Raw genomic sequence first — 26657 nt, forward strand, 5'->3', positions numbered from 1 at the left:
CCTTATATTGTTTTACCGGAACAGCAAAAGAGAGGAGCGCAGTGCGCCCCTCTCCGCTTTTTTATTTTGCGTACTCGACGACCTTGGTCTCCCGGAGGACATGGACCTTGATCTGACCAGGATATTCCATTTCCTCTTCGATCTTTTTGGCCAAATCCCTGGCCAGAATCACCATCTGATCCTCGCTGACCTGCTCCGGCTTCACCATGACACGGACCTCGCGGCCGGCCTGGATGGCGAAAGCCTTGTCCACACCGGGATAGGTACCCGTAATGGTTTCCAGCTGTTCCAGACGCTTAATGTAATTCTCCAGATTTTCGCGCCGGGCACCAGGACGGGCGGCGGAAATGGCATCCGCTGCCTGGACAAGGCATGCCACAATCGTCCGGGGCTCCACATCATTGTGATGGGCCTCGATGGCGTGGATAATATCCTCCCGCTCCTTGTACTTGCGGGCAAATTCCACACCCAGCGCCACATGGGTGCCCTCCATCTCATGATCCACAGCCTTACCCAGGTCGTGAAGCAGACCTGCGCGTTTGGCAGCCTGAACATCAGCGCCCAGCTCTGCAGCCATCATACCGGCGATATGGCTGACTTCCACGGAGTGCTGCAGCACGTTCTGGCCGTAGCTGGTGCGGTAGTGGAGGCGGCCCAGCATCTTCACCAGCTCCGGGTGCAGATTGCGGACTCCGCATTCAAATGTCACGCGTTCGCCCTCGGCCTTGATGGTAGCTTCCACCTCGCGGCGGGCCTTCTCTACCATCTCCTCAATGTGCGTGGGATGAATCCGGCCGTCGGCAATCAGCTTCTCCAATGCCAGGCGGGCAATCTCCCGCCGCACCGGCTCAAAGCAGGAGACCGTGATAGCTTCCGGCGTGTCGTCGATAATCAAATCCACGCCGGTCAGTGTCTCAATGGTGCGGATGTTGCGGCCCTCACGGCCGATGATACGGCCCTTCATCTCGTCATTGGGCAGGGGAACCACACTGACGGTCATCTCAGCCACCTGATCCGCCGCACACCGCTGGATGGCCTGTGCCACCACTTCCCGCGCGCGGGTCTCACATTCTTCCTTCATCCGGGACTCAACCTCTTTGATTTTGAGGGCAGTCTCGTGGGTCACTTCAGACTCCACCTGGGCAATAAGGTATGCCTTTGCCTCCTCAGCAGTGAAGCCGGAAATGCGCTCCAGCATTTCCGTCTGGCTGCGTTTGATGGTTTTAATCTCCTCAGTTTCCTTGTCGATGGCCGCATGTTTTTGGGCCAGGGACTCCTCTTTTTTCTCAATGGACTCGGTCTTTCGATCGAGGTTCTCTTCCTTCTGCTGCAGGCGGTTCTCCTGCCGCTGCAGATCGGCTCTGCGTTCTTTTACTTCCTTCTCATACTCGCTGCGGTTCTTTAAAATCTCTTCCTTTGCTTCCAGCAGGGCCTCGCGCTTCTTGGATTCAGCGCTTTTAATGGCCTCGTTGATGATGCGCTTTCCCTCATCTTCTGCGCTTGAAATTTCCTTCTCAGAGACATTCTTCCGGTAGCGAATACCGAGTGGGAAGCAAATCACACCGCCGGCCACCAGCCCGATCAGGGCGGCGATGATGGGGTTCATGATTTGCACTCCTCCTAATTCATACGGTATTGGTTCGCTCTATATGCAGATCAGTTGATCGCATGCTTTTAGAAAACAATCGGCCGGCACCCCTGTTGCCCTCCGATAATTATCCTTTTTTAGTTTAGTCGTTTGTCGGACACCTGTCAAGAAAAACCGTATAAATGCTCCAAATATACACTCATTTTTTTGGCGTGTCCCTATATATCGGATACATACGCAGTTTTATAATCTATATTTAGTCATTTTTAGGCCAATTTCATACAAATCGTCGGGTGCATCCCGTCAGTCCGTTTGTTTCCATCGCCGCGGATTTTGACGAACGGATTGTTTACGGCGTATCGATATACGCTGCCGCCGCATACCCCACATAGCCGCCGTAATGCACTACATACCAGCCCTGCCATTCGCCGTAAACCGTAACGGCGGCGCCATTCGGCATGTTGGCAATCACCGTCCCCTGATGAGATGGGTAACTCCGCAGATTCAGCGTCCCATACCCTACCGTCACTGTGCCTGAGAGCGGATCCATGGGGTAGATGAAGGGCAGTCCGAAAAATTCCGTCAGGGCCCTGGCCAACTGCTGTGCGATGGCGTCAAAATGGCTCTCCAGCCAAAGGGCGTCGCTGTAGTTGTCGTGATAGCCAATCTCCACCAAGACAGCCGGCGCCCTGGACAGGCGTACCTCTCCAAGGGTTGTGGTTGCCCGGGTGGTAACCCGGTTTGGCAGTGGATAAATTTTCCGCAGTTCATCTGCAATTAGTTCCGCAGCCCGCTGTCCCTCGCTGCTGCTTGGATAGTAAAATGCAATAATGCCCCGGTTTTCTCCATAGTGCCCCTCTCCGGATGCATTGGAATGCAGCGCCAGATAAAAATCATAATAACCGGCGTTGGCCTCCCGGATGGAGGAGGCAGCCGTCATTTCCGGGCGGTTGCGCGTGTACTGGATACCATTGGAGAGTAAATAAGGTACCAGCGCATCTGCCAGCAGGTTCATGTTATACTCTTCCGATCCGCTGCCGGTGACATACTGGTTCCACTCTTGCGTGGATGGACTCAAATAGATAATAGGCATGGTGGTTCCTCCTTCCCTTCTATTTATATGGCTTTTCCACGGAATATGTGATAAACTGTTTCAGAAAAAAGCCGGAAAGGATCAATACCATGAAAGCAGATCGCAGTTATCCCCAATATACCGTCACAGCCAAGGCAGAAGCCGCCATTTTGCGGGGACATCCCTGGGTGTATGATGCCGAAATTCTGCATGCAGAGGGCGAAACCGTCAACGGCGGCCTGGTGGACGTTCTCAACAAAAAAGGGCGGTACTTGGGTACAGGCTTTCTCTCTGAGGCATCCAAGATCCGGGTACGCCTTCTCTCCCGCAATGCCAACGACCGGTTCGACAGCGCCTTCTGGACGAGAAAGCTCCGCTGGGCCTGGGAATACCGCAAGGCGGTCATGGCGCCCGCGGATCTGGATTGCTGCCGGATCATCTTCGGTGAGGCAGACGCCTTCCCCGGGCTGACCGTGGACAAGTTCCATGACCTGCTTTCTGTGCAGGTTCTGTCCGTGGGTATGGAGCGCATCAAGGGCATGCTGCTCCCCGCCCTGGTGGAGATCCTCCGCCAGGATGGGCAGGACATCCGTGGTGTCTATGAGCGAAACGATGTGGCTCTGCGGGAAAAAGAGGGCCTTTCCCAGTACAAGGGATGGTTTCCCATCCCGGACGAGGCTCCCCCATCCTCGCCGGTTACGGAAATCACCGAAAACAGCATCCGTTATCTGGTAGATGTGGAAAACGGTCAAAAGACCGGATTCTTTCTGGACCAGAAATACAACCGGCAGGCCGTCGCCCGTCTGGCCAGGGGAAAGACGGTGCTGGACTGTTTTACCCACACCGGTTCTTTTGCCCTGAACGCAGCGATGGGCGGAGCCGCCCATGTCACCGCAGTGGACGTATTGGAATCAGCCGTAGAGATGGCACGGGCCAATGCGGAGCGAAATGGCCTTGGCAGCATCGTGGACTGCGTGGCAGCGAATGTGTTTGAGCTGCTGCCCGCCCTGGAAAAGGATCCTGCGAAATATGATTTTATCATTCTGGATCCCCCGGCCTTTACAAAGTCCCGAAAAACCGTCCACAACGCGCTGGCCGGGTACAAGGAGATCAACTACCGGGCCATGCGGCTGCTTCCCCGGGGCGGATACCTCGCCACCTGCTCCTGCTCCCACTTTGCCACGGAAGAGAAATTTGCTGCCATGCTTCACGATGCCGCCAGGGATGCCGGCGTCCAGCTTCGGCAGATTGAGGCCCGGCAGCAGAGTTGTGACCACCCCATTTTGTGGGGCGTGGAGGAGACCAGTTACTTGAAATTCTATCTGTTCCAGGTCATTTGATCATAAAAGGGGACGGCGCCAAATGGTGCCGTCCCCTTTTATGATTGTTTCAGAGCAGAGCCGTGTTGGATCAGTCTACCTGAATGGCCCGAACCACGCTGTCCTCCACGTACAGATCCGCCTCTTCCGTATAGGCGTGAGCCGCAGAAAGGCTCATCCATGTTCCGGTGGTACGATTATAGCAGGGAACGTCACTGGGAACTGTATAAGTCCGTCCGCTGACGGTCACGGCCCCCTCGCCGCTCCAAGCACTGTTGGGCACATCCCGCAGGCGGGTCAATGTCTTCAGGCTGGAGTAACCAGTACCGCGGCCATTCAGTGTCACTGCCACATAGGATCCATTGGTGACATTATAGCCAGTCTGGAAGGGGCCAACGGATTTGCCGTTGCCGTATTCCACCTCCAGCGTGGTCTTGCCGTTGACGGTCTCATAATGGCCGTTGACGCCGGGAGCCGGTTCCTCGTCCTCGTGTCCTTCATCAGGCACCCAGATCTTGCTGTCATCCCCGGCGCGAACAATTGCGCGGCCATAGTAGACCACACTGCCGCCGGCACTGCCCAGCACGATGATTTTTACCCGGCCGGCCCAATCCGTGGCGGCATAGGCAATTTGGTTGGAGGGAATCAGCGCTCCGCCCAGCTGGCTGAGGCTGGTGGACTCCAGTCCATCCGCTCCCTTTTCAAAAATCATCACATTGTCAGCCAGGGCTTTACCGCCAAGTTTCTTGGCTGTGACGTCCAAGTCGCCGGAAACGCCGCCCGTCAGCCGGGTCAGCGCCAGTCCGTTCTTGTTGGAGCTGACGCGCACCAGCTGGCCGTCCAACTGTTCCGCTGTGGACTGGGAGATGCTGAGATCGCCCGTAACAGTGATGCCGCACAGCAGATTCACTGTAGCGCTGGAGGCAGAAATAGACTTCACGATACCCATGGCATTGCCGGCGGCACCGCCTCCGCTGGCTTCAATGGCGCCTGCTACCTGATTGTCTTCCGTCAGCAGCAGGGTGATCTGGTCACCGGGTCGGAATTCGGACAACGTGTCCATCGCAGTGGACAGCACCTTGAACGAGTGGCCCATTACGGTGATCTCCGAGGGCTCCTTGGGGCTGGGCGTGCCGCTCTCATAGTAGCCGGTAATCCGGGTGTCGCACACACGGATTGTATTGGTGGCACTGGAGTAGGTGGCCACGTCGTACTTACGCATATCGCCGCCGCCCGCTTCCAGGCCGTTTTTATAGATTTTATAGCCGGTGGCGCCGCCAGCCAGGGAAGAAAAGCCTGTGGTGGAGCGGTCACTGTAGACAATCACCGCGGAGCTGGCAGTGCTTCCGCCGCCCACAAACACATACTCCACGCTGCCGCTGGAGCCCAGATACAGGGTAATGGAGGTGCCTGCATTCAGCCAGGAGTATGCCTCGCCCCAAGTGGTTTCCTTGCCGTTGTAGTACGTGGAAATGTCGCTGGACATCGTGTATTTGTTGCCGTTGATGTCCGTCAACTGCGTGGCCTTTGCAGTGGACAGGGTAATCACGCGGCTGGTGCCCACAGCATCCGGTACAAAGGTCAATACCTTCCCCTGCTTATCCAGAATCAATGTCCCCTTAAAGCCATTGAGCGAACCATTGGAGGTCTTTCCGGAGGCCAGTTGGTAGATCTCCCCGCTGGACAGCTCCAGGGCATTGTCCTTTCCATCCGGGCCATCCGCAGTAGCGGAAATCAGCATGGTGTTTGTGATCGTCTGTCCCAGTGTGGCGGCATATGATCCGCCCTCTGCCATGTCCGCCCGCAGCAGGTTCAAAAACAGCCTGGCCGCCTGGCCCCGGTTCAGTGCCGCGTAGCCGTCAGTGGAGACGCCGTCAGTAAGGCCGATGATGGCCGCCTCCGCCATGTAGCTCTCCGGCCAGATACCGCCCAGGTTTTCATCCTTGTATCCCAGAAGGCGCATCAGAATGGTCACCGCCTGGCCCACCGTCACCGTACGGTCCGGATGGAACTTTCCGTCGGCATAGCCGGCAATAATGCCCTTGCCCTTGGCGGCCATATTGATGTAGGCCGCCGCCCAGTGGGAGGGCTTCACATCCGGAAACACCGTCACCGTGCGGTAACGGCCCAGTTCCCCCTCTCCATTCATGGCGTATACCGCCATCTTGCAGAACTGGGCGCGATTGAGCGCTGTGCCGGGGCGGAAAGTCCCGTCGCCGTAACCATCCACCACACCCAGAAGGCGCATGGACTCCACGGCCACAGAGGTATCCTTGTCGTTCACATCCCGGAACGTAACCGTGTCTGTACTGGCGGCCCCCGCCGGCAGCGCCAGCATGGAGACCGCCATGCAGACTGTCAGCAGCAGACTTAAGATTCTTTTCTTCATCATCATTTTTCTCTCCCTCTTACTCCGCCCGCAGGGCTTCCACAGGCTGAAGGTTGGATGCTTTCACCGCCGGATAGATGCCAAACACAATTCCCAGTGCCACCGACAGGCTGAACGCGCAGGCGGTAATCCACGCCGCCGGATAGATGGTCATTTGGAACATCAGTTTTCCCACAACCAAACTGCCTGCGGTCCCCAGCAGAATTCCAAAAATGCCGCCGATGCCGCAGAGCATGGCCGCTTCAATCAGGAATTGGGTCACGATAGAACTGCGCTGGGCGCCGATCGCCCGGCGGATGCCGATCTCCCTCGTCCTCTCTGTAACGGTCACCAGCATGATGTTCATAATGCCGATGCCTCCCACCAGCAGGGAGATGGCCGCAATCCCGCCCAATACCAGGGAAATCATGCCCATTTGCTCGTTCTGGTACTGCTGCCACTGGTTCTGGGGATAGACGTTGTAACCGCCGGTATTGGTGTTCACCAAACCCTTTAAAAAACCGCCGATGCGGGAACTTGCTTCCACCATGGCGTCAGCGCTGCGGGCCTTCACCACAAACTCCGAGGAAACCTCGCTTCCCAGAAGCCGGTTGGCTGTGTATGGGAATACGATAAAGTTGTCAATATACCGGCCGCTGCCGCTGTCTTCTCCCATTCGGGCTGCATAAACTCCCACCACATCGAAGTTTTGCCCGTTGACTTGCAGGGTCTTTCCCACCGGATCCACGGAACCAAAAAAAGTCTTGGCAGCCATCGCACCCATCACGCACACCTGATTATAGCGGCTGCTGTCCAATGCCGTCAAATCCCGGCCCTTTTGGACCGTCAGATTGTTGCAGATGCTGTACTGGTCACTGCCCAGATACAACGACGGAGGAAAATCCCCAGTGGGGTTCCCCTGCTCGTCATAGCTGTACTGCATGTTGGAGCTGTTTTTGGTACCATAGACCACCGTTGCGCTAAAGGAACCTGTAGGGGTGATGCCCATCACATAATCCTTGATTCCGTTGCAGTAATCATATAAGTCCGGAAAGTAGTCCTTGGCCATACTGTTGCCATCTTCGTCCACCATCCAGCTGTATATGCTGACGGTAAGCTGGTTGCTGCCCATGGCAGCATATTGTTCCATGGTCTTTTCCGTATAGCCGTTCATCGCGGACACAATGGTCATGACCGCTGCGATACCGATGATGATGCCCAGCATCGTCAAAACAGACCGGCCCTTTTTGCCCAGAATGGATTTCCACGCCATTTTCACAGCCTGCCGGATATTCACAGCCAATCCACCTCCTGGACCTCGTCTTTTACGATTTTGCCGTCCTGCAGCCGCACAATGCGGCGGGCCGTGGCGGCAATTCCGTTGTCATGGGTGATGAGAATCACCGTACTGCCCTCCCGGTTCAATTGCTGAAGGAACTGCAGCACCTCGTGGCCCGTGTGGGAATCCAGGGCGCCGGTAGGCTCATCTGCCATGATAATGGGGGGCTTGGTGGCAATGGCCCGGGCAATCGCCACCCGCTGCTGCTGGCCGCCGGACATCTCCGTGGGTTTGTGCTTCACGCGCCCTGCCAATCCCACCCGCTCGAGAGCCTCCATCGCCATATCATGGCGGTCATCCGCATTGATCCCCTGATAAATCAGCGGCAGTTCCACATTCTCCAGTACTGTCAGGCTTTGAATTAAATTATACTGCTGAAAGATGAATCCGATCTGTTTGTTGCGGATCAAAGAGAGTTCCTTGTCCGTCAGCTCCCGTACATCCGTGCCGTCCAGGAAGTAATCTCCACGGGTGGGAATGTCCAGGCAGCCCAAGACATTCATCATGGTGGACTTGCCGGAGCCCGACTGGCCCACCACTGCCACGAACTCTCCCTTTTCGATGGTAAGCGAGACACCGTCCAACGCACGGACCTCACTTTCCAGTCCTTCACCGTAAATCTTATAGACGGTCCGCAGTTCTACCAAATGTGCCATGGCATCAACCCCAGGCCTCGGCGGACTGAATCTGTGTGAAGACCTCCGTCCCCTCTTCCACGCCGGATTTAATTTCCACGTTATAGTTGTCTGAAATACCGATTTCCACCGGCACAGCCCAGAAGCCCTCTGGGATCTCCTCATCCACCATCGGGGTGTCGATGGCATTCTCCGGCCGGTTTCCGGAGACGAACACCACATTGATGGTGGTGCCGTCCTCCTGAGCCACAGTCCGCACGGATTGCAGCGGCAGTACCAGGCAGTTGTCGTTCTCGCTGGCAACCAATGTGTAGTTAATATAGCTGTTCACCTGGATGCTGCCCTCCGTATTGTCCACAGCGATGGTAATGGGGTATGTCGCCACGCCGTTGTTGACGGTACTGGACAGGCTGACGGTTTCCACCGTGCCAAAGCCTGATGTTCCCCACTGATCCAGGTTGACCGACATACCAGGCTTGATATAGCTGATATTTCGCTCATCCACATTGGCGGTAACTGTAATCATGGAAGTATCCGAAATCGTGACCACCGCCGTGTTGGCTGCAATTTCCTCGCCCGGCTGCATGGTCAGTCCAATGACCATGCCATCGATGGGCGCCAAGGCATTGCAGTTGGCCAGATTCTTCTGAGCGGTTTCCAAGTCCTCCCGGGCCGTCTCCAAATTCTGCTGGATCGTGAAAATTTCCGCTTCGCTCTCCTCTCCGTCAATGCGCACAAGCACTTGCCCGGCAGACACCTGCAGATAGTTCACCAAGCTGCTGGAGATGACAGTGCCAGAGACTGTGGAGGTCAAATCACCGGTGCGGTAATAGGCCAGCTTGCCGGCCTCATAGGGATAGACAGTTTCTCCTCCGACTGTAATAACAGCAGAGGCCACCATATCTGCCGTCAAGGCACCCTCATTGCTGACAACAATGTCGGCAGAGAAAAGCTTGGATCCCTCCGGCGTAATGCGGCTTACCATATGTACCGCTTCCACCGTACCCGGAATTGTCGTCATCAGGGCAGGGATGGACACCTCCACCGTCTGGCCGGCCTTGATGTCTCCGGCATAAGCATAGCTGTAATACTGCTCCAGCCGCAATCGCGTGTCATCAGACAGTGTCGCCACCTTGTCACCTTTATTGATGGTGTCGCCGGGATTCAGCGTTACCACGTCCATCAGCTTCCCGGGATAGCCGGCGGACAGATTCAATCCCGCAATGTCCTTCTGGGCCTGAGAAAGCTGTTTCTCATAGCCCTCCACATTACTGCGGGCCTTCTGCACGGCGGTCTCCGCCGCCGGGGAGTCAATATTGAACAGAGGTGTACCGGCAGTCACCTGCTGCCCCTCTGTTACCAGCACATCCAGCACAGTTCCCACCGTTGTCAGGGTAATGGTCTCACTGCTTTTGGCCTTGGTCAAGCCGCTGCCCTCCACAGTAGAGGTGATGGCACCGTACTGAACCACGTCTGTCACAACTTGGGACTCTCCTCCCTTTTTACCGCCGAACAGCTTCAGCAAAATCAACGCCGCGGCGACCAGAAGAACCAGGAAAACGCACAGGCGGATGATCCGCCGCCGCTTCTTTCTGGGCATGTTCTTCCATATTCCTTTTTTTCCGGCTCCCTCTGTGGGGATGGTTTCTTCCTGCAGGGTCTCCGGACTGGACTCCATCTGCACCAGAGTCTCTTGATCTTTGACGTCTGCCATTGATATAATCTCCTCTTCTTTGCGATTCCACGTGAACTGTACTGCAAATGCTAGTACAGTTCACTATACAAAGCAACAACAAAACGGTTACAGTTTCGCGCCGCCGTTCCGCGTACGCCGGGCAATGTATGCTGCTTTTATAGAATAGACGATGAAGCCGCAGAAAAAGTTACCGGATGCCTGTGTTTTTTATTCCTGCGCATATGGGAAAGGCCGCTCCCATAGGGAGCGGCCTTTTTTCAAGAAAACGATGGTTATTGGACAGCGGCGTTCCGCTTGGAAACTGCGCGCTGGTAGAAAATCACACCGGCTACAATCGCAAATCCCGTCACGTCGCTGACAGTGCCGGGAATCATCATCCCAAGGCCGCCGGCCACCAGCGCCAGCCGCAGCACCACGGGAATGGGACGGTACAGGAAGCCGTTGAGGGCAGCCGCCACGCCGAACAGGCCAATGAGGGCGCTGATCACAATCTGCACCACCTGAAAGGCACTGGTGACATTGACCAGCAGCATCGCGGGGTTCATGGCAAAGATGTAGGGTACAATAAACGCAGCAATGGCCAATTTGGTGGCATTAATGCCGGTCTTCATGGGGTCCGCCTTGGCGATGGCACTGCCAGCGTAAGCCGCCAGGGCTACAGGCGGTGTGATATCCGCCACGATGCCGAAGTAAAACACGAAGAAGTGGGCCGCCATGGTGGTCACGCCGATGGCCGGGTTGGTCAGAATCGGCGCGCAGGTGGCCGCCATGATACAGTAATTGGCTGTGGTGGGCACGCCCATGCCCAACACGATGCAGCACAGCATGGTCAGCACCAGGGCAATCATCATATGGCCGCCGGAGACGGAGACGATGGCAGTAATCAGTTTAGAGGCCAGACCGGTAACCGTAATGCAGCCGGCCACTACGCCCGCCATGGCACAAGCAACGGCCACCGTGATGGTACCCTTGCCGCCAGCCTCCAGCGCATCCAGGAATTTTCCGAAGGTCAGCCGATCATCCTTGTTGATAACGCCCACCAGAATCGCAATGCCGATGGCTACGGCAGCAGAGAACTGCATGGTCTTTAAATTCAGTGTTACCAGCACCACCAGCACCACCAGCGGTGCCAACAGATAGATTTTTTTAATCAACTCCCGAAACTTGGGCAGTTCCTCTTTGGGGATACCCTTCAGCCCCAGTTTCCGGGCTTCCAGATGGACGGCGATATAAATCCCGGTAAAGTAGAGAACAGCGGGCAGGATCGCAGTAACCGCCACCGTGGCATAAGGAACATCCATATACTCCGCCATCAAAAACGCAGCAGCGCCCATAATGGGCGGCATAATCTGGCCGCCGGTGGAAGCAGCGGCCTCCACGGCTCCGGCAAACTCCGGTTTGTAGCCAGTTTTTTTCATCATGGGAATGGTCACGGAGCCAGTGGTAACGGTGTTGCCCACAGAGGAGCCGGACACCATGCCGCACAGGGCGGAAGAGATGACCGCCACCTTGGCCGGACCGCCAGCAGATGCGCCGGCAATCGAGTTGGCCAGGCTGATGAAAAACTGCGCAATGCCCGTACGCTCCAAAAACGCGCCGAAGATAATGAACACCACGATGTATTTGGCGCAGACATTGATTGGGGTGTTCATCACACCGGTCGTTGTATAAAACAAATTATAAATGACCAGCTTCCACTGAACCTGGGTAAAGGTATACGCCAGCAGTGCTCCCACCACGCAGAGGATAGGAATGCCGACGCTCCGGCGGCACAATTCAATCAGCGCCAGGATTCCCAGAATACCCACCACCAGCAGCAGCGGCTCTTTGGTGGCCCGAAGGGAAAGCTTAATGATCCGCTCCGCGTTAAAGGCATAGTAGAAGAAAGAGCCCGCCCCCAGTACCATGATCACCACATCATACCAAGGCATCGAATTGGGCCTGACATGGTGCTTGAACATAGGAAAGTTCAGATATCCCATGATAATAATGGATGCCAAAAACACAGACAGGCGGAATTCCGGCAGAGCCGTGCTGAACAGTGTCACGTAAATGCTGTATATAGAAAACGCCACCATAGCAAAGCGGACCAGTTGCCGGGGGGTTCCCTCCCAGACGCGGGTATTGGACTCCCGGTCATACTTCTTCATGACCTCCGCCACATCTGCAGCACTGCCAACAGCATTGTCATCCGCAGGCGCAGTCTCTATGGGAGCCTTCGTCTCTTTTTTCCAAAAGCTCATGCAATCTCCTCATTTCTCAGTTTCTCACGCGGAATGCATGACGGCGCACGCCGCTGGCATACGTCCTCATCCATTCCGAAAAATTGACAAGGACTGCGGCGGGATTTTTCCCGCCGCAGCCGCTTGGCATTTTCATTCGTGGCAGTTTCTTATTTGGTGGGGACTTCCAAGCCCTTTTCTGCAAAGTACTTGGCCGCGCCGGGATGATAGGGAACATCGGTCACACCGGCAGCAAATTCCAGGTTCAATTCTCCGCCCTTGGCATGCACGCCGGTGATGGCGTCAACATTCTCAAACACGCCGGAAACGAAGTTATACACATCCTCGTCGGCCACATCGTCCCGGGCGATGACCACTGCGCTGACCGCCACGGTGGTGGTGTCGGACTCCAGACCATACACGTCCGCGGGAATGGTATATTCACTGTAATAGGGAGACTTGGCAATCAGAGCGTCAATATGCTCCTTGTCCAGGCTCACCAGATAGGTGGGCTTGGATCTGGCCAGCTCGGTGATGGCAGTGGTGGGAGCGCCGGCCACCACGAAGGCAGCGTCAATCTTGCCGTCCTTCAAAGACTCCGCACTGTCGCCGAAGCCCTGGTAGGTGGGGTTGATGTCCGCTTCCGTCAGGCCATAGGCACCCAGAACGTCAATGGCGTTGTACCACACGCCGGAGCCGGAGTCGCCGATGGAGACATTCTTACCCTTCAGATCCGCCACAGTTTTGATGCTGGGATCCACAGTGACAATCTGCACCTGCTCCATATACAGAGCAGCCACGGTGGAGAAGCAGTCCACCTTGCCAGTCTCAGCAAACAGGTTTGTACCGTTATAGGCGTAGCTCATGACATCGGACTGGACAAAGCCCAACTGGGCGCCTTCCATATCCATCAGCTCAATGTTGCCTTGGGAGCCCTTACCCTCCACGGCGGTCACCTGGGTGCCGGTGGAACTGCTGACCTGACCGGCCAGCACAGTGCCGAAGGCAAAATAAGTGCCGGAAGAACCGCCGGTGGTGAACTTCAGCTCACTGCCAGTAGATGCAGGGACCTGGGTGTCACCCTGCTCAGCGGGCTCCTTCGTATCATCCGCAGCGGGCTGATCGCCGCCGCAGCCGACCAAGACAGAGGCCATCATCAAAACGGCCAGGAACAAAGACAAGTACTTCTTCATTTCTCAAATCCTCTTTCCAACATTTTCAACATGCATCATGCATATCACTTTGCATATCATACCGCACCCTCTTTCATTTTTCAAGACTTTTTCCAATCTTTTCGCATTCTTTTGCAAGCAAGTGCCAGTCGTCTTGCATTTTTTGCTGAATTTTCATTTTTCATGAAAGAACGCTTGCAAACGACGTCATCTTTTACAAAAGCAGGGCAATTATCGTCACAATCCGCCATCATTTTTGACAACGAAAGGGGTCTGCCTCACAGCAGACCCCTTTCAGAACATTCAAAAGCGCTTTATTTAATCGTCAACAGCAGCTGGCCGCCCTTGACCGTATCACCCTCAGCCACCAGAATGCTCTCCACCGTGCCGTCCATCCGGGCAGTGATGGCAGTCTCCATCTTCATGGCCTCAATCGTAGCCAGCGTCTGGTTCTTCTCCACCTTGTCCCCCGTCTTGACGGCGATTTTGCTGACCGCGCCGGGGATGGAGGATCCTACCTGACTCTTGTCCTCCGGATCCGCCATGGGAACCTTGACAATGTTCTGCTGGGCTGCCTCATCCGGTACCTGCACATCCCGGCGGATGCCGTTGAGTTCAAAGCTGACGGTACGCATACCCTCCTTATCAACCTCACCGAGGCCCAAATACTTAATCACCAGTGTCTTGCCGTCCGCAATGTTTACCTTATTGGTCTCTCCTACAGCCAAGCCGTGGAAGAAGACGTGACTGCCCAAGCGCATGATGTAACCGTATTCCTTCTTCCGCTTGACATAGTCCTCCACAACCTTGGGATACAGGCAGTAGGCAAGAATTGCCCGCCAGGAGGGATCTGGCGTAAAGGCCTGCATCTCCTTCTTCTTCTCTTCGAAATCCACAGCAGGCAGAAGTTCACCGGGGCGGCAGGTAATGGGTGCTTTGCCCTTCAATACCACACGCTGCAGGTCCTTGGGAAAGCCGCCGGCAGGCTGGCCCATCATGCCTGAGAAGTAGCTGACAGCGCTGTCCGGGAATGCCAGACTATCGCCTCTTTCCACAATCGTTTCCGGCGTCAGATTGTTCTGTGTCATGAAAATAGCGAGATCGCCCACCATCTTGGAGGACGGTGTCACCTTCACAATATCGCCCAGCATCTCGTTGACCTTGCGGTAGTTCTCTTTGACCTCTTCAAACCGGTCGCCCAAACCCAAAGACACCACCTGGGGCTTGAGGTTGGTATACTGGCCGCCGGGAATCTCATAGCGGTAGATATCCGCGTTATTGCACTTGATACCGCCCTCGAAGGAATCGTAGCGCTTGCGGATATCCTCCCAGTAGTCGGTGAGATGTTGCAGCTGCTGCAGATCCAGGCCGGTATCGCGCTCTGTGCCCTGCAGGGCCGCCACCACAGCATTCAAAGAAGGCTGGCTGGTCATGCCGGCCATGGAACTGATGGCGCAGTCCACTACGTCCACGCCGGCCTCGGCGGCCAGCAGCAGGGCGGCCACCTGGTTGCCGGAGGTATCGTGGGTATGGAGCTGAATGGGGATACCGATTTCCTGCTTCAGCGTGGAAACCAATTTCTTTGCTGCATAGGGCTTCAGGATACCGGACATATCCTTGATGGCCAGCATATGGGCTCCCCGCTTCTCCAGCTCTTTAGCCATGTTGACATAATAATTCAGCGGATATTTGTCCCGGGTGGGATCCAGAATATCGCCGGTGTAGCAAATGGTGGCCTGGCAAATCTTATCCTGCTTGAGAACTTCGTCCATTGCCACTTCCATGCCGGGAATCCAGTTCAGCGAGTCAAATACACGGAACACGTCCACGCCGCTGCGGGCAGCTTCCTTGATGAACTCCCGGATGACATTGTCCGGATAGTTTGTATAGCCCACGGCGTTGGCGCCGCGGAGAAGCATCTGCAGCAGAAGGTTCGGGGCCTTTTCCCGAATCAAATCCAGCCGCTCCCAAGGAGACTCATGCAAAAAGCGGTAGGCCACGTCAAAGGTTGCGCCTCCCCAGCACTCCAGAGAGAAGGCATTCGCCAGAATTTCACTGGTCCCCTCCATGCCCTTGACGATGTCGCGGGTACGAACCCGGGTCGCCAGCAGAGACTGGTGGGCGTCCCGGCAGGTGGTATCGCAAATCAACAGTTTCTTTTGATCCCGTACCCAGTCGGCCACTGCTTTGGGCCCCTTGGCGTCCAGCATCTGCTTCAGTCCATCCGGCCGGTTGCCGGTAACCGGCGGGAAGCGCGGAGGATCGTAGAGTTTTTGTCCGTCCCGCTCCTTCACAACGATATTTGCAATGTACTTGAGCATCTTTGTGGCCCGGTCCTGGCCCTCGTCCAGTTCAAAGAGCTCCGGTGTCTGATCGATAAATTTCGTATGGCACTTGCCGGCCAGGAAAGTGGCATTGGTCAAAATATTGAGGATAAACGCAATATTGGTCTTTACACCGCGGACATGGATTTCCCGGACCGCCCGCGCAGCCTTGCGGCACACAGCCTCAAATGTGGAATCCCAGGTAGTGACCTTCACCAGCAGGGAGTCATAGTACGGAGAGATCACCGCGCCGGCACCGGCGGTGGCGCCGTCCAGCCGGATACCAAAGCCGCCGGGAGAACGGTAAGACGTAATTTTTCCCGTGTCCGGTGCAAAATTGTTGGCCGGATCCTCAGTCGTCACGCGGCACTGGATGGCATAGCCATTCTGATGGATACTCTCCTGGCTGGTGATGCCAATCTCAGGGTCGCTGAGCGGCCGCCCCTCTGCAATCAAAATCTGGGAGCGCACCAGGTCGATGCCCGTTACCATTTCCGTGACGGTGTGCTCCACCTGAATGCGGGGGTTCATCTCGATGAAGTAGTGATGGCCGTCCCGATCCACCAGGAACTCCAGCGTGCCGGCGTTGACATAGCCGACATGCTTGGCAATTTTGACTGCGTCCCGGTACAGGGCCTCGCGCACCTGCGGATCCACGGAGAAAGCAGGGGTAAACTCCACCACTTTCTGATACCGGCGCTGGAGGGAGCAGTCCCGCTCGTACAGATGCACCACATTGCCGTATTCGTCGCCCAGCACCTGAATTTCAATGTGCTTAGGCTCCACCAGAAACTTTTCCATGAAGATGTCATCGTTGCCGAAAGCCTTTTTGGCCTCTGCCTTCACCAGGTCGAAGTTTGTGCCAACCTCCTCCACGGTGTCGCAGCGGCGCATGCCGCGGCCGCCGCCGCCGGCAGCGGCCTTTAAAATGACCGGGAAGCCGAATTCCTGCGCCAGCTTCTGTGCCTCTTCCCGGTTTTTCAGCGGCTCAGTGGTTCCGGGGGTGGTGGGCACATCGCAGGCCACCGCCATCTGCTTGGCAGAGAGCTTGTCGCCCATCATATCCAGCACTTTGGAGGAAGGCCCGATAAACTTAATCCCGTTTTCCTCGCAAACCCGGGCAAAGTCGCCATTCTCACTCAAAAAACCGTAGCCAGGATGAATGGCGTCAGCACCGTGCTTCTTGGCCAGCTCGATAATTCTGGGAATATCCAGATAGGCACCCAGCGGACTCTCATTCTCACCAATGAGGTAGGACTCGTCCGCCGCCGTGCGGAACATGCTGTACGTATCTTCGTTGGAATAGATGGCAATGGTCTGCAGGCCCAGGTCATGACAGGCCCGGAACACACGCATGGCAATTTCGCCGCGGTTTGCCACCAATACCTTTTTGAAATCTTGACTCATGTGGGTTTCCTCCTTTTTCCACAGGGGCAGTTTGCCGGACGCGCCCCTTATTCTGCCGCCTTACGGCGGCGATTCTTCCTTCTTTTTCCTCGCTCAGTATACTCCCTCACAGCCGTCGGTTGCAACGGAATCTCGCGCCCTTCCAGCATTTTGAGAGGACTTTACATGTTTTTACGTAAAATTACTTACGTCCTTGTTAATTTTAACAATGCTAATAGTTGCTATCAGAAATGGCCTGATTTATCACAAACGCCACGCCCCGGACAAAACCGGAGCGCGGCGTTTTTCCACTGCGGACAGCGCTTATTTTTTTGCCTTGGAGTCCACGATATCCCGCAGAAGTGCGGCAAATTCCCCGGTGCTCATGGCCCCCAGATCGCCGTCGGCCCGGTGCCGGACAGAGACGGTCTGATTCTCCACATCCCGGTCTCCCACCACCAGCATATAGGGCACCTTTCCCAACTGGGCCTCCCGAATTTTCTTGCCGATCTTCTCATTTCGGTCATCCACTTCCACCCGGAAGCCCTGGGCAAACAGGGTGTCCTTCAGCTGGCGGGCATAGTCGTCCGCACGCTCGGTAACGGTGAGGATCCGAACCTGCTCCGGTGCCATCCAGGTGGGCAGCGCACCGGCGTATTCCTCGATCAGATAGGCCAGGGTCCGCTCATAGCAGCCCAGGGACGTACGGTGGATGATATAGGGTGTCTTCTTCTGGCCGTCCACATCCACATATTCCATACCAAACTGTTTGGCCAGCAGCATGTCGATCTGGATGGTGACCAGCGTATCCTCCTTGCCGAACACGTTCTTATACTGAATGTCCAGCTTGGGACCGTAGAAGGCAGCCTCATCGATGCCGATGGTATACTTCACATCCAGATCCTCCAGGATCTTGGCCATGGTGTTCTGCGCCAGTTCCCACTGTTCCGGCGTACCCTCGTACTTGTTGTTGGGGTTGGCGGGATCCCACTGGGAGAAGCGGAAGGTACACTTGTCCAGCAGGCCCACGGTGCCCAGGCAGTATTTCGCCAAATCCAGGCAGCCCTTGAACTCCTCCTCCAGCTGCTCGGGCCGCAGAACCAGGTGGCCCTCGGAGATGGTGAACTGGCGAACACGGATGAGTCCGTGCATCTCGCCGGAGTCTTCATTGCGGAACAGCGTGCTGGTCTCGCCCAGACGCATGGGCAGGTCGCGGTAGCTGCGGCCCCGGTTCAAAAACACCTGATACTGGAAGGGGCAGGTCATGGGGCGGAGCGCAAAGCACTCCTTCGTCTCGTCCTGGGGATCGCCCAGAACAAACATGCCGTCCAGATAATGGTCCCAGTGGCCAGAGATCTTATACAGCTCCCGCTTGGCCATATAGGGAGTCTTGGTCAGAAGGTAGCCGCGCCTCTGCTCCTCATCCTCCACCCAGCGCTGCAGGACCTGAATGGTCCTGGCGCCCTTGGGCAGCAGGATGGGAAGTCCCTGGCCGATGACGTCCACCGTGGTGAAGTACTCCAGCTCCCGGCCCAGCTTGTTGTGATCCCGCTTCAGCGCCTCTTCCTGCTTTCGCAAATACTCATCCAGCTCGTCCTTCTTGGGGAAGGCCACGCCGTAAATCCGCTGCAGCTGCTTGCGGCTGGAGTCACCGCGCCAATAAGCGGCGTTGCAGGCGGTCAATTTAATGGCGTTGCCCTTGATGCGGCCGGTGGAGTCCAGGTGCGGACCGGCGCACAGGTCCGTGAACTCGCCCTGCCGGTAGAAGCTGATAACGGCGTCCTCCGGCAGATCGTTGATGAGCTCTACCTTATAAGGCTCTTCTTTCTCCTCCATGAACTTGACAGCCTCTGCCCGGGGCAGCTCAAACCGCTCCAGCTTCAGCTTTTCCTTACAGATTTTCCGCATCTCGCCTTCAATCTGTTCCATATGCTCCGGTGTGAAGGCAAAGGGAGAGTCCAGATCGTAGTAAAAGCCGTTGTCAATCGAGGGGCCGATGGCCAGCTTTACCTCCGGCCACAGCCGCTTGACGGCCTGGGCCAGAACATGGGAACAGGTGTGCCAATATGTTTTGCGGTACTGCTCGTTTTCAAAGGTGTACAGGTTTTCTTCAGACATGGTAAATCCTCCTTGTGTTGAGGGGTGAACATAAAAAATCCCACCCCTGACCAAAATCAGGGGTGAGATACGAAAAACGTATTCCACGGTTCCACCCTGCTTGCGGATAAGTGTCCGCCGCTCGTGTCCTCTGTAACGGGAGGTCCCGTCCCAGCCTACGTATCGGTGGGCGGCTCCAAGGGGGTAGCTGGATCCGGTTCCGGCCAGGACCGCTTACAGCCAGCGGCGATCCCTCTCTGGTGTCATTCCCGGACAGCGTCCTTTTCAATGCCTTTTAATGTAGCACATGATATCACTCGCATCCTTGACTGTCAAGTGAGAATTTTTTCCTGCATTCGTTCCAAAAGCTTTCTGCGCAGAGCTTGGGATTCTCTGCAATCCGTCTGCTCCCCAGTCAGATAGCAAAAGGCCTCCCGCCATTCGTCGGCAGAGAAATCCCCCGCAGGAATTTGCCTGACAACCTGCGCGATCCGCTCTCCAAGATACCAGTGCAGGCGCAAATCAGACAGATAGGGACATTCTACCTCTTGCCAGATTCGTTCCAACAGCGTTCTCTGCTTCTTCCGCATAGCCGTTTCCTCCTCGTCTTGCAAACTACAGGTGTATAAATACACTATAATATCCAATAATTAATATGTCAAGTGAATAAATACACTTATAAATTATTTTTTAGAATCAGCAGTTGGCAGAAAATAGACGCAGAGGTGAGGGTATGGCAATCGATTATCACGAGGTCGGGCAACGGATCTCTGCCAGGCGGAAATCCTTGGGCCTACGGCAAACCCAGGTCTGTGAGCGGTGTGGTATCAACAACAACTATCTTTCCAACATCGAACGCGCCGTCTCTATCCCCAGTCTGGAAATTTTCATGCGGATCTGCGCCGCCTTGGACACAACGCCGGACAAACTGCTTTTGGGAACCTCCTCACAGGGAAATGACGGCCTGCGTCAAGAAATTCAGGAGCAGCTGCGGGGCCTGAACCGAAAGCAACTGGCTTTGGTGAAGAGCTTTATCTCCTGGGCCGCAGAGCAGCCTCTTTGACCCGCCGGGGGGTGTCTGCCGGTCTGAGCGGCAGACACCCCAAGATGCAAGATGGATTTTACAGTCCTTCGCATCTCGATAGACGACAAAAGCGCATCGCTGCTTCAAGCAGCGATGCGCTTTCTTTTTCATCAGGCCGGCCAGAGAATGTCCATGGCGACAGGCGTATAGAACAGCCGCTCCACCTCCCGGGGGTCGCGGGTTCGGCCCAAAATCCACATGAGCTTTGCCACCACCGCCTCCGTCGTCATGTCATAGGCCTCCAGCACACCCAGATCGTTTTTCAGGCGGTGTCCCACATGGTAGACACCCAAGTCGCTGCCCTCCTTTTCCACCTGGGTCGTGAGGACGATGGTTTTTCCCCGGTTCAGCGCGCCGCGGACGCAGTCGTAAAATCCACTGCTCTCAGGTAAGCCGCCCACACCGAAACTTTCAATAATTAAGGCGTCGTTCCGTTCCAGCAGGAAGTCCGCCTGCTCCCGGCCAGTGCCGGGAACCAGCTTCATTAAAGCCACCTTTTGATTCAGCGTCTCGCTGAATACCGGCTCTGCGCCACAGTCCTGACGGATATACCGCAGCAAAACGCCATCCCGCAGAACGCCCAGCTCCGGAAAATTGATGCTGGAGAAGGCCTGGAAGCTCTTGGATCGGGTCTTTTTCGCCCGAGTACCCAAAATCACCCGGCCGTTGAACACAATGGAAACTCCCGGCATATCCTCCGCGGCGCAGCGGATAGCATCTGTCAGATTAATTTTGGAATCCGTGGAGTCAAAGCCCATGGGCTTCTGTGCTCCGGTCAGGACGATAGGCTTTGGGCTTTTCTGCACCAGATAGCTCAGCGCTGCCGCAGTATAGGCCATGGTATCCGTGCCGTGCGTCAGCACAAAGCCGTCGTATGCATCATAGTTGTCCCGGATGCAGCGGGTCATAGCCAGCCAGTGCTCCGGCGCCATATTGGTACTGTCCAGGTTCAGCAGCTGCAGACAATCCACATGACAGACCTCTGAAATGGCCGGGACATGTGCCAGCAGCTGCTCCGTCGTCAATTCCGGTGCCAGGCCGCTCTCTGTCACCTCAGAGGCAATGGTGCCGCCGGTCCCGATCAGCAAAATCTTTTTCATGTCTCCTCCTCAGCCCAGGTCCCGGTGGTCCAGCGCCGCCAGGCCGAATCGGACCGCTTGGGTAATGGTTTTCCGCTCCTGTTCAGTTTTGGCTGCATCCAGCTTTGCCCGCAGCTCCCGCAGGAACAGCCCGCGCAGGGAGTCTTCCTCCGCGCGCTTCCAAATATCCTCTGCCATCCGGGTGTAATCCTGGATCTCCAGCGCATAGAACCGATCTGTCAGCATCTCCTGCAGAGCGCCGGCATCGACTCCCCGTTCCCCGGTCTCTCCGGTCAGGAGAATTCGATACAGGTCCGCAGCTGTGGATTCCGGCAGAGCCGCCTCCACAGCCTCCTGGGGCACTTTGCCGGTAACATCCACCTTCAGAATCTCATACCGCCGCCGGGCGAAGGGTACAAAGTCCAGGGAAACAGATCCATCCTCCCCAAGGGCACCCTCGTAAAATCCCTTCTCCCCCAGTTCATCGAAACCCCGTCCCTCAATGCAGCCGGGCCAAGCGCACAGTGTCCCCCCCAGCCTCAGCGGCTCCGCCCGCTTATGAATGTGCCCCAATGCCAGATAGGAAAGACCGCTGGCGGCAGCCTCCTCTTTGCAGATGGGGTTGTAGCGTCCTTCCCCTGCATCCAGTTCTCCATGGAGCAGGCCCAGGTGAATTTTTCCATCCACCGGAGCAGAAAATCCTTCCAGCAACCCCGCGGCCTGCTCCGGCGCGGTGAAGGCCGCTCCGTGAATCGCCAGGTTCCACTCCGGAAACTCCAGCACCGTCATTCGGTTTTCCTGAAAGATGTGCACATTGTCCGGCCAGTCCACTGTCTGCCAGGCCGTGCCGGAGCCGTACCAGTCGTGATTGCCTGGGGCAATCACCACCTGGGCTTCCATCTGGCAAAAGGCCCTCGCCAAATACTCTCCCGTCTCCCGGTACGTGCTGCCGCTGTCAAACAGATCTCCGGCCAGCAGAACCAACCGGATACCACGGCTGTTCACATAATTGGCCAGCCGGAGAACCTGCTCCCGGCTCTCCCTGCGGCGGGATGCCGCCTGCTGGGGCGGCAGGGCGCCGAAGGCGCTGTCCAGATGAAAATCCGCTGCGTGAATGAATCGAAGCATATCTCCGCCTCCTGCGCTCAATTCCGGGGATTCACCCCTGCTCCCCCGTCTGCCAGGCCTTGCACACGTCCACCCACTGTACGAAATGGGAGGAGTATTTCTCCAGTTCCTCACAGGTCAGCTCGATGGCGCTGTTGCTGCTGCCGGCAGCTGGAAAAATGGTGTCAAACCGCTTCAGGGACACGTCCAGGTAAACCTGTACACCCTCCGGCAAAGCAAAGGAACACACGCCGCCCACGTCGTGGCCAATCAGTGTGTGGGCCTCCTCATGGGTCAGCATTTTGGCCTTGGTGTGGAACTGTGCCTTGTACTTGCTGTTATCCACCTTGGCATCTCCCGCCGCCACAATGATCACCGGTCTCTCATCCACCTTAAAACTCAGGCTTTTGGCAATGCGGGCGGGCTCCACCCCAACCGCCTGGGCAGCCAGATCCACCGTGGCGGAGGACACCGGGAACTCCTGGATCCGGTCCTCGACTCCGAACTGTTTCAAATAGGTTCTGACCTTCTCAATCGACATGGCTGCTCTCCTCTTTCTCTTCATTCATCTCTGGGCGCCGGTTGCCAGCGCCGCAAACTTTATCGGATATCCAACCGCTCCACAGCAGTGCACAGGCCGGTGGCACTATCCACGGTAAACACCGCCCCCTGGAGCTTGCAGGGCCCCTCAGGTGAACGGTAGCGCCCCGGAAGCCCCCCCAAAAAATGTTCCACTGACTGCCGCGGCTCCACGCCCAGCACGGATTCAACGGGCCCCGTCATACCTAAATCAGTGAGGTAGCCGGTCCCTTTGGGATACACCCGCTCATCCGCTGTAGGTACATGGGTGTGGGTGCCCCACAGGGCGCTGACCCGGCCGTCCAGATAATAGCCCATTGCCAGCTTTTCGCTGGTGGCCTCTGCGTGAAAATCCACCAGGGTGATATCCGCTTGTCCTTCCTTCAGACATTTATCGGCCGCAGCAAAGGGGTTGTCTGCTCCCCAGCTCAGATCACACCGGCCAATCAGGTTCAGCACCCGGACGCGCAGGCCGTTCACATCGTAAATGCTGCAGCCCCGTCCCGGCGCCCGGCCTGTAAAATTGGCAGGCCGCAGCAGCCAGGGCAGATCGTCCAGGGCCTCCGCAATCTGCATCTTTCCAAAGGTGTGATTACCCAGCGTCACCACATCGGCGCCGGCGTCGTAAATCCGCTCCGCCTGCTCCCGTGTGAGGCCCACGCCGGCGGCATTCTCCCCGTTTACCACGGTGAAGGCAATATCTTTCAACTTTTTCAGCGGGCGCAGGTTTTTTTCCAAATGGCGGAGGCCACCTTCCGCCACCACGTCGCCCACGGCCAGAATCTGAAGCTGCATGTTTGTTCCTCCGCTTTCACATCTAATGGTGTAGTATACCAAAAAAGAGTTCCTTTGCAAAGAAGTTCCGAAAATTTTCGACTAGGCCATTGTGTTTCCGTATCTTTCTGCTTATAATGACTATGAATTGCAGAAATACCATCTTCTTCTGTCATAAGAATTTTTAATTATGGAAGGAGCCTTCTATGGCAGTCAAGCTGGAATTGTACCGTGTGTTCAAGGAGGTTGCCGAGACCGGCAATATCTCCGTGGCGGCAAAAAACCTGTATATTTCCCAGTCTGCGGTCAGCCAGTCCATCAAGCAGCTGGAAACGGCGCTGCAGGCCAGGCTGTTCTCCCGCAGCCCCCGCGGGGTCTCCCTCACCGGGGAGGGGCAAATGCTCTATCAATACGTCCGCAGCGCCCTGGGCCTGATCGCCACGGGAGAGGACAAGCTGTCCCAGGCCCAGCAGCTGCTGCTGGGCACGCTGGTGATCGGCGCCAGCGACACTGTCACCAGCTGGTTTCTGACCCCCTATCTGGAGGCCTTCCACCGGGAGCACCCGGGCATCCGTTTGAAAATTGTCAGCGGCCGCAGTGCGAAGGTGCTGAGCCTGTTAAAATCCGGCACCGTGGATATTGCCTTTGCCTCATCCCCTTCAGACAGCGTCCTTGCCACCTGGCCTTGCTTTTCCACCCACGCCGTCTTCGTGGCCGGCAGCGGCTATCCCTGTGACTTCGACCATGTGTACACCCTGCAGGAAATTGCAGCGTTCCCACTGATTCTTTTGGAGCGGAAGGCAAGCAGCCGGGTGTTTTTAGAGCAGTATTTTCTCAAGAGCGGCGTGACGCTGAATCCGGAAATTGAGCTCTCCTCCCGTGGCCTTTTGGTGTCCCTGAGCCGCATCGGCCTGGGTGTGGCCGGCGTCACCTTGGAATTTGTGCAGAAGTCACTGGACGCCGGAGAAATCCGCCTTTTGAGAACCGATTTTGAAATTCCCGCCCGCAGCGTGGACATGTGCACTCTGCAGGACGTGACGCCCACCGCCGCGGCAGCCGCCTTTATGGAAATGGTCCGCCGGGGCACCTGCTGAGGTACTGCATGGATCGGTTTATTCTCATTTTGGAGCTGGCCGGCACCATGGCCTTTTCGGCCTCCGGCGCCATGACGGGACTGAAAAAGGATATGGATGTGTTCGGTGTCTGTATTCTGGGACTCACAACCGCCGTTGGCGGCGGCGTGATCCGGGATTTGATTCTGGGCAATACGCCTCCCGCCACCTTTCAAAACCCCATTTACGCCGCCGTAGCGCTTCTGACCGCTCTGGTGCTGTTTTTGCCACAGGTCCGTCACCTGTTGATGCACGATCAGGCGCTGTATGATCTGAGCATGCTGATTTTAGACTCTGTGGGTCTCGGCGTTTTCACCGTGATGGGGATCCGCATCGCTTACGCCCATGTGAACCGCCCCACCCTCTTTCTGCTGGTATTCGTCGGTGTGTTGACCGGCGTGGGGGGCGGTGTATTGCGGGATATCATGGCAGGGAACACCCCTTATATCTTTGTAAAACACGTCTACGCTTCCGCCTCCCTGGCCGGAGCGCTGCTCTGCACGGTGCTGTGGCAGCCCGCCGGAGAGCTGTCGGCCATGCTGGCCGGCATGGGGACGGTGATTCTCATCCGCGGACTCTCCGCACACTTCCGGTGGAATCTGCCAAAAGCCCGCAAATAAAAAACTGCTTCTCTTTAGGACAATGTCATTCAGTTAAGTAGCAAATCTTTGGATTTACCACTAAAAATCAATTTTTCAAAAATAACTGTTGCCCCAACTTTCTGTAGTTTCATATCAATTCTTTCTAACTTGTTTTCTTCGCGAGTAAAAATTGGGCTGTATTTTGAGGTTTTTATAATACGGAAGGCTGTGCGTCTTCTATTAACATAGTTATATCGCGTATTATAAATCGAGTACGTTTTGCAGGGAATTTTAGTTTCGTCAAAACAGCGAGAAGGTAGAGGCATTAGGTTAAGAAACAACGACATATAAAAATAACCGCAGAAAAACAGCGGTCAGTTGCAAACTTTTCAAAGAGGATATACAAAAGCATTCTGACCAGTTTGATGAAGAAACCAGCGAATTTGCAAGGACCTTGCTTAAAAAACTTTCGCTGAAATTTAATGTCGAGATTGAAATGCAGGAGACAAAACCGCTTTTAAATAGCACATACTATGATTTTGATTCGTTTGAAGGACACGAGTTCGAATATTGGTATGCTAATTTACTACGGTGCAATGGATTTGAAACTGTCGAGGTTACTCCGGGGAGTGGAGATCAAGGGGTTAATATTATCGCCGAGAAAGACGACATTCGATATGCAATCCAATGCAAGTGTTATTCTTCAGATTTAGGCAATACTCCTGTTCAAGAAGTCTGGGCAGGCAAAAGCATGTACCATTGCCAGATTGGCGTAGTGATGACAAATAGGTATTCATAATGTACGAGTAAGGTCTATCCGGCCTTACTCGTTTCCTTTAAGATGGAGGCATCGGTCTGACGAAATCTGGAATTGGGACACCACGCCCGGAGTAAAATGTGTCAGCCAGCCTCCATCGTTTAGTGCTCGATTCAGCAAGTTGGGACGTAGCTCCCGTTTCACGATTGAATATGTGCGTACTTTGGAAAGAGCTGGATAACCGCATACCAAAAACGAAAGAAGGAATGCCAATGCTTGCTGTCGGTATCGATGTATCAAAGTCAAAAAGCGCTGCAGCAATTCTGAATCAGGATGGAACAGTACACACGAAACCGTTCGAGTTCC

At 55.7% G+C, this 26657-nt stretch carries 19 protein-coding genes; 4 read left to right on the forward strand and 15 right to left on the reverse strand.

What is annotated here, in order from left to right; genetic code table 11:
* Positions 1–61: 61 nt before the first annotated feature.
* Both rny and BMZ81_RS01795 read right to left on the reverse strand, forming a co-directional pair.
* Positions 62–1606: a ribonuclease Y gene (rny, locus tag BMZ81_RS01790; RefSeq protein ID WP_091127940.1), complete on the reverse strand. Its 1545-nt coding sequence runs from the start codon at positions 1604–1606 to the stop codon at positions 62–64.
* A 331-nt stretch (positions 1607–1937) separates the two neighbouring features.
* Positions 1938–2681 (reverse strand): SH3 domain-containing protein, encoded by a 744-nt coding sequence (locus BMZ81_RS01795; protein WP_091127942.1) that lies wholly within the window; start codon positions 2679–2681, stop codon positions 1938–1940.
* A gap of 89 nt (positions 2682–2770) precedes the next feature.
* Between BMZ81_RS01795 and BMZ81_RS01800 the strand changes: the two genes are divergently transcribed.
* On the forward strand, positions 2771–4000 hold the full coding sequence (locus BMZ81_RS01800; protein WP_091127944.1) for a class I SAM-dependent rRNA methyltransferase: 1230 nt from the start codon (positions 2771–2773) through the stop codon (positions 3998–4000).
* Between the two features lie 70 nt (positions 4001–4070).
* On the opposite strand, the gene BMZ81_RS01805 is transcribed toward BMZ81_RS01800, so the two are convergent.
* The 9 genes from BMZ81_RS01805 to BMZ81_RS01845 all read right to left on the reverse strand — a co-directional run bounded on the left by BMZ81_RS01805 (position 4071) and on the right by BMZ81_RS01845 (position 19808).
* On the reverse strand, positions 4071–6371 hold the full coding sequence (locus tag BMZ81_RS01805) for an S-layer homology domain-containing protein (RefSeq protein ID WP_177187155.1): 2301 nt from the start codon (positions 6369–6371) through the stop codon (positions 4071–4073).
* Between the two features lie 16 nt (positions 6372–6387).
* Positions 6388–7644 (reverse strand): ABC transporter permease, encoded by a 1257-nt coding sequence (locus tag BMZ81_RS01810; protein WP_091127947.1) that lies wholly within the window; start codon positions 7642–7644, stop codon positions 6388–6390.
* Positions 7641–8342: an ABC transporter ATP-binding protein gene (locus tag BMZ81_RS01815; RefSeq protein ID WP_091127948.1), complete on the reverse strand. Its 702-nt coding sequence runs from the start codon at positions 8340–8342 to the stop codon at positions 7641–7643. The genes BMZ81_RS01810 and BMZ81_RS01815 overlap by 4 nt, the downstream gene beginning before the upstream one ends.
* A gap of 4 nt (positions 8343–8346) precedes the next feature.
* Positions 8347–10035: an efflux RND transporter periplasmic adaptor subunit gene (locus BMZ81_RS01820; protein WP_091127950.1), complete on the reverse strand. Its 1689-nt coding sequence runs from the start codon at positions 10033–10035 to the stop codon at positions 8347–8349.
* A 254-nt stretch (positions 10036–10289) separates the two neighbouring features.
* Positions 10290–12260 carry a TRAP transporter permease gene (locus BMZ81_RS01825; protein WP_091127952.1) on the reverse strand — a complete coding sequence of 657 codons (1971 nt, stop codon included), beginning with the start codon at positions 12258–12260 and terminating at the stop codon, positions 10290–10292.
* A gap of 149 nt (positions 12261–12409) precedes the next feature.
* Positions 12410–13432, reverse strand: coding sequence for a TAXI family TRAP transporter solute-binding subunit (locus BMZ81_RS01830; RefSeq protein ID WP_091127954.1), 1023 nt, complete (start codon positions 13430–13432; stop codon positions 12410–12412).
* Positions 13433–13725: 293 nt separating this feature from the next.
* Positions 13726–17142 (reverse strand): pyruvate carboxylase, encoded by a 3417-nt coding sequence (locus tag BMZ81_RS01835; protein WP_091127956.1) that lies wholly within the window; start codon positions 17140–17142, stop codon positions 13726–13728.
* A gap of 303 nt (positions 17143–17445) precedes the next feature.
* On the reverse strand, positions 17446–19239 hold the full coding sequence (thrS, locus tag BMZ81_RS01840) for a threonine--tRNA ligase (protein ID WP_091127958.1): 1794 nt from the start codon (positions 19237–19239) through the stop codon (positions 17446–17448).
* Between the two features lie 311 nt (positions 19240–19550).
* Positions 19551–19808, reverse strand: a complete 258-nt coding sequence (locus tag BMZ81_RS01845; protein WP_091127961.1) for a hypothetical protein — start codon at positions 19806–19808, stop codon at positions 19551–19553.
* A 143-nt stretch (positions 19809–19951) separates the two neighbouring features.
* Here BMZ81_RS01845 and BMZ81_RS01850 point away from each other — a divergent pair, with 143 nt between their 5' ends.
* Positions 19952–20281 carry a helix-turn-helix domain-containing protein gene (locus BMZ81_RS01850; protein WP_091127963.1) on the forward strand — a complete coding sequence of 110 codons (330 nt, stop codon included), beginning with the start codon at positions 19952–19954 and terminating at the stop codon, positions 20279–20281.
* Between the two features lie 131 nt (positions 20282–20412).
* Here BMZ81_RS01850 and BMZ81_RS01855 read toward each other — a convergent pair whose 3' ends face one another.
* The 4 genes from BMZ81_RS01855 to BMZ81_RS01870 are packed head-to-tail and all read right to left on the reverse strand — an operon-like array spanning position 20413 to position 23862.
* Complete coding sequence (locus BMZ81_RS01855) at positions 20413–21402, reverse strand: asparaginase (protein ID WP_091127966.1); 990 nt, start codon at positions 21400–21402, stop codon at positions 20413–20415.
* Between the two features lie 9 nt (positions 21403–21411).
* A complete protein-coding gene (locus BMZ81_RS01860) occupies positions 21412–22509 on the reverse strand; it encodes a metallophosphoesterase family protein (protein WP_091127968.1) in 1098 nt (365 codons plus the stop codon).
* A gap of 31 nt (positions 22510–22540) precedes the next feature.
* Entirely contained in the window at positions 22541–23029 is a 489-nt protein-coding gene (locus tag BMZ81_RS01865) for a YbaK/EbsC family protein (RefSeq protein WP_091127971.1), read from the reverse strand.
* Between the two features lie 59 nt (positions 23030–23088).
* Positions 23089–23862: a TIGR00282 family metallophosphoesterase gene (locus tag BMZ81_RS01870; RefSeq protein WP_091127973.1), complete on the reverse strand. Its 774-nt coding sequence runs from the start codon at positions 23860–23862 to the stop codon at positions 23089–23091.
* Between the two features lie 185 nt (positions 23863–24047).
* Here BMZ81_RS01870 and BMZ81_RS01875 point away from each other — a divergent pair, with 185 nt between their 5' ends.
* Positions 24048–24935, forward strand: coding sequence for a LysR family transcriptional regulator (locus BMZ81_RS01875; RefSeq protein ID WP_091127975.1), 888 nt, complete (start codon positions 24048–24050; stop codon positions 24933–24935).
* Positions 24936–24943: 8 nt separating this feature from the next.
* Positions 24944–25573, forward strand: a complete 630-nt coding sequence (locus BMZ81_RS01880; RefSeq protein ID WP_091127978.1) for a trimeric intracellular cation channel family protein — start codon at positions 24944–24946, stop codon at positions 25571–25573.
* The last annotated feature ends 1084 nt before the right edge of the window (positions 25574–26657 follow it).

The sequence above is a fragment of the Oscillibacter sp. PC13 genome (assembly GCF_900115635.1).
Taxonomy (GTDB): domain Bacteria; phylum Bacillota; class Clostridia; order Oscillospirales; family Oscillospiraceae; genus Oscillibacter.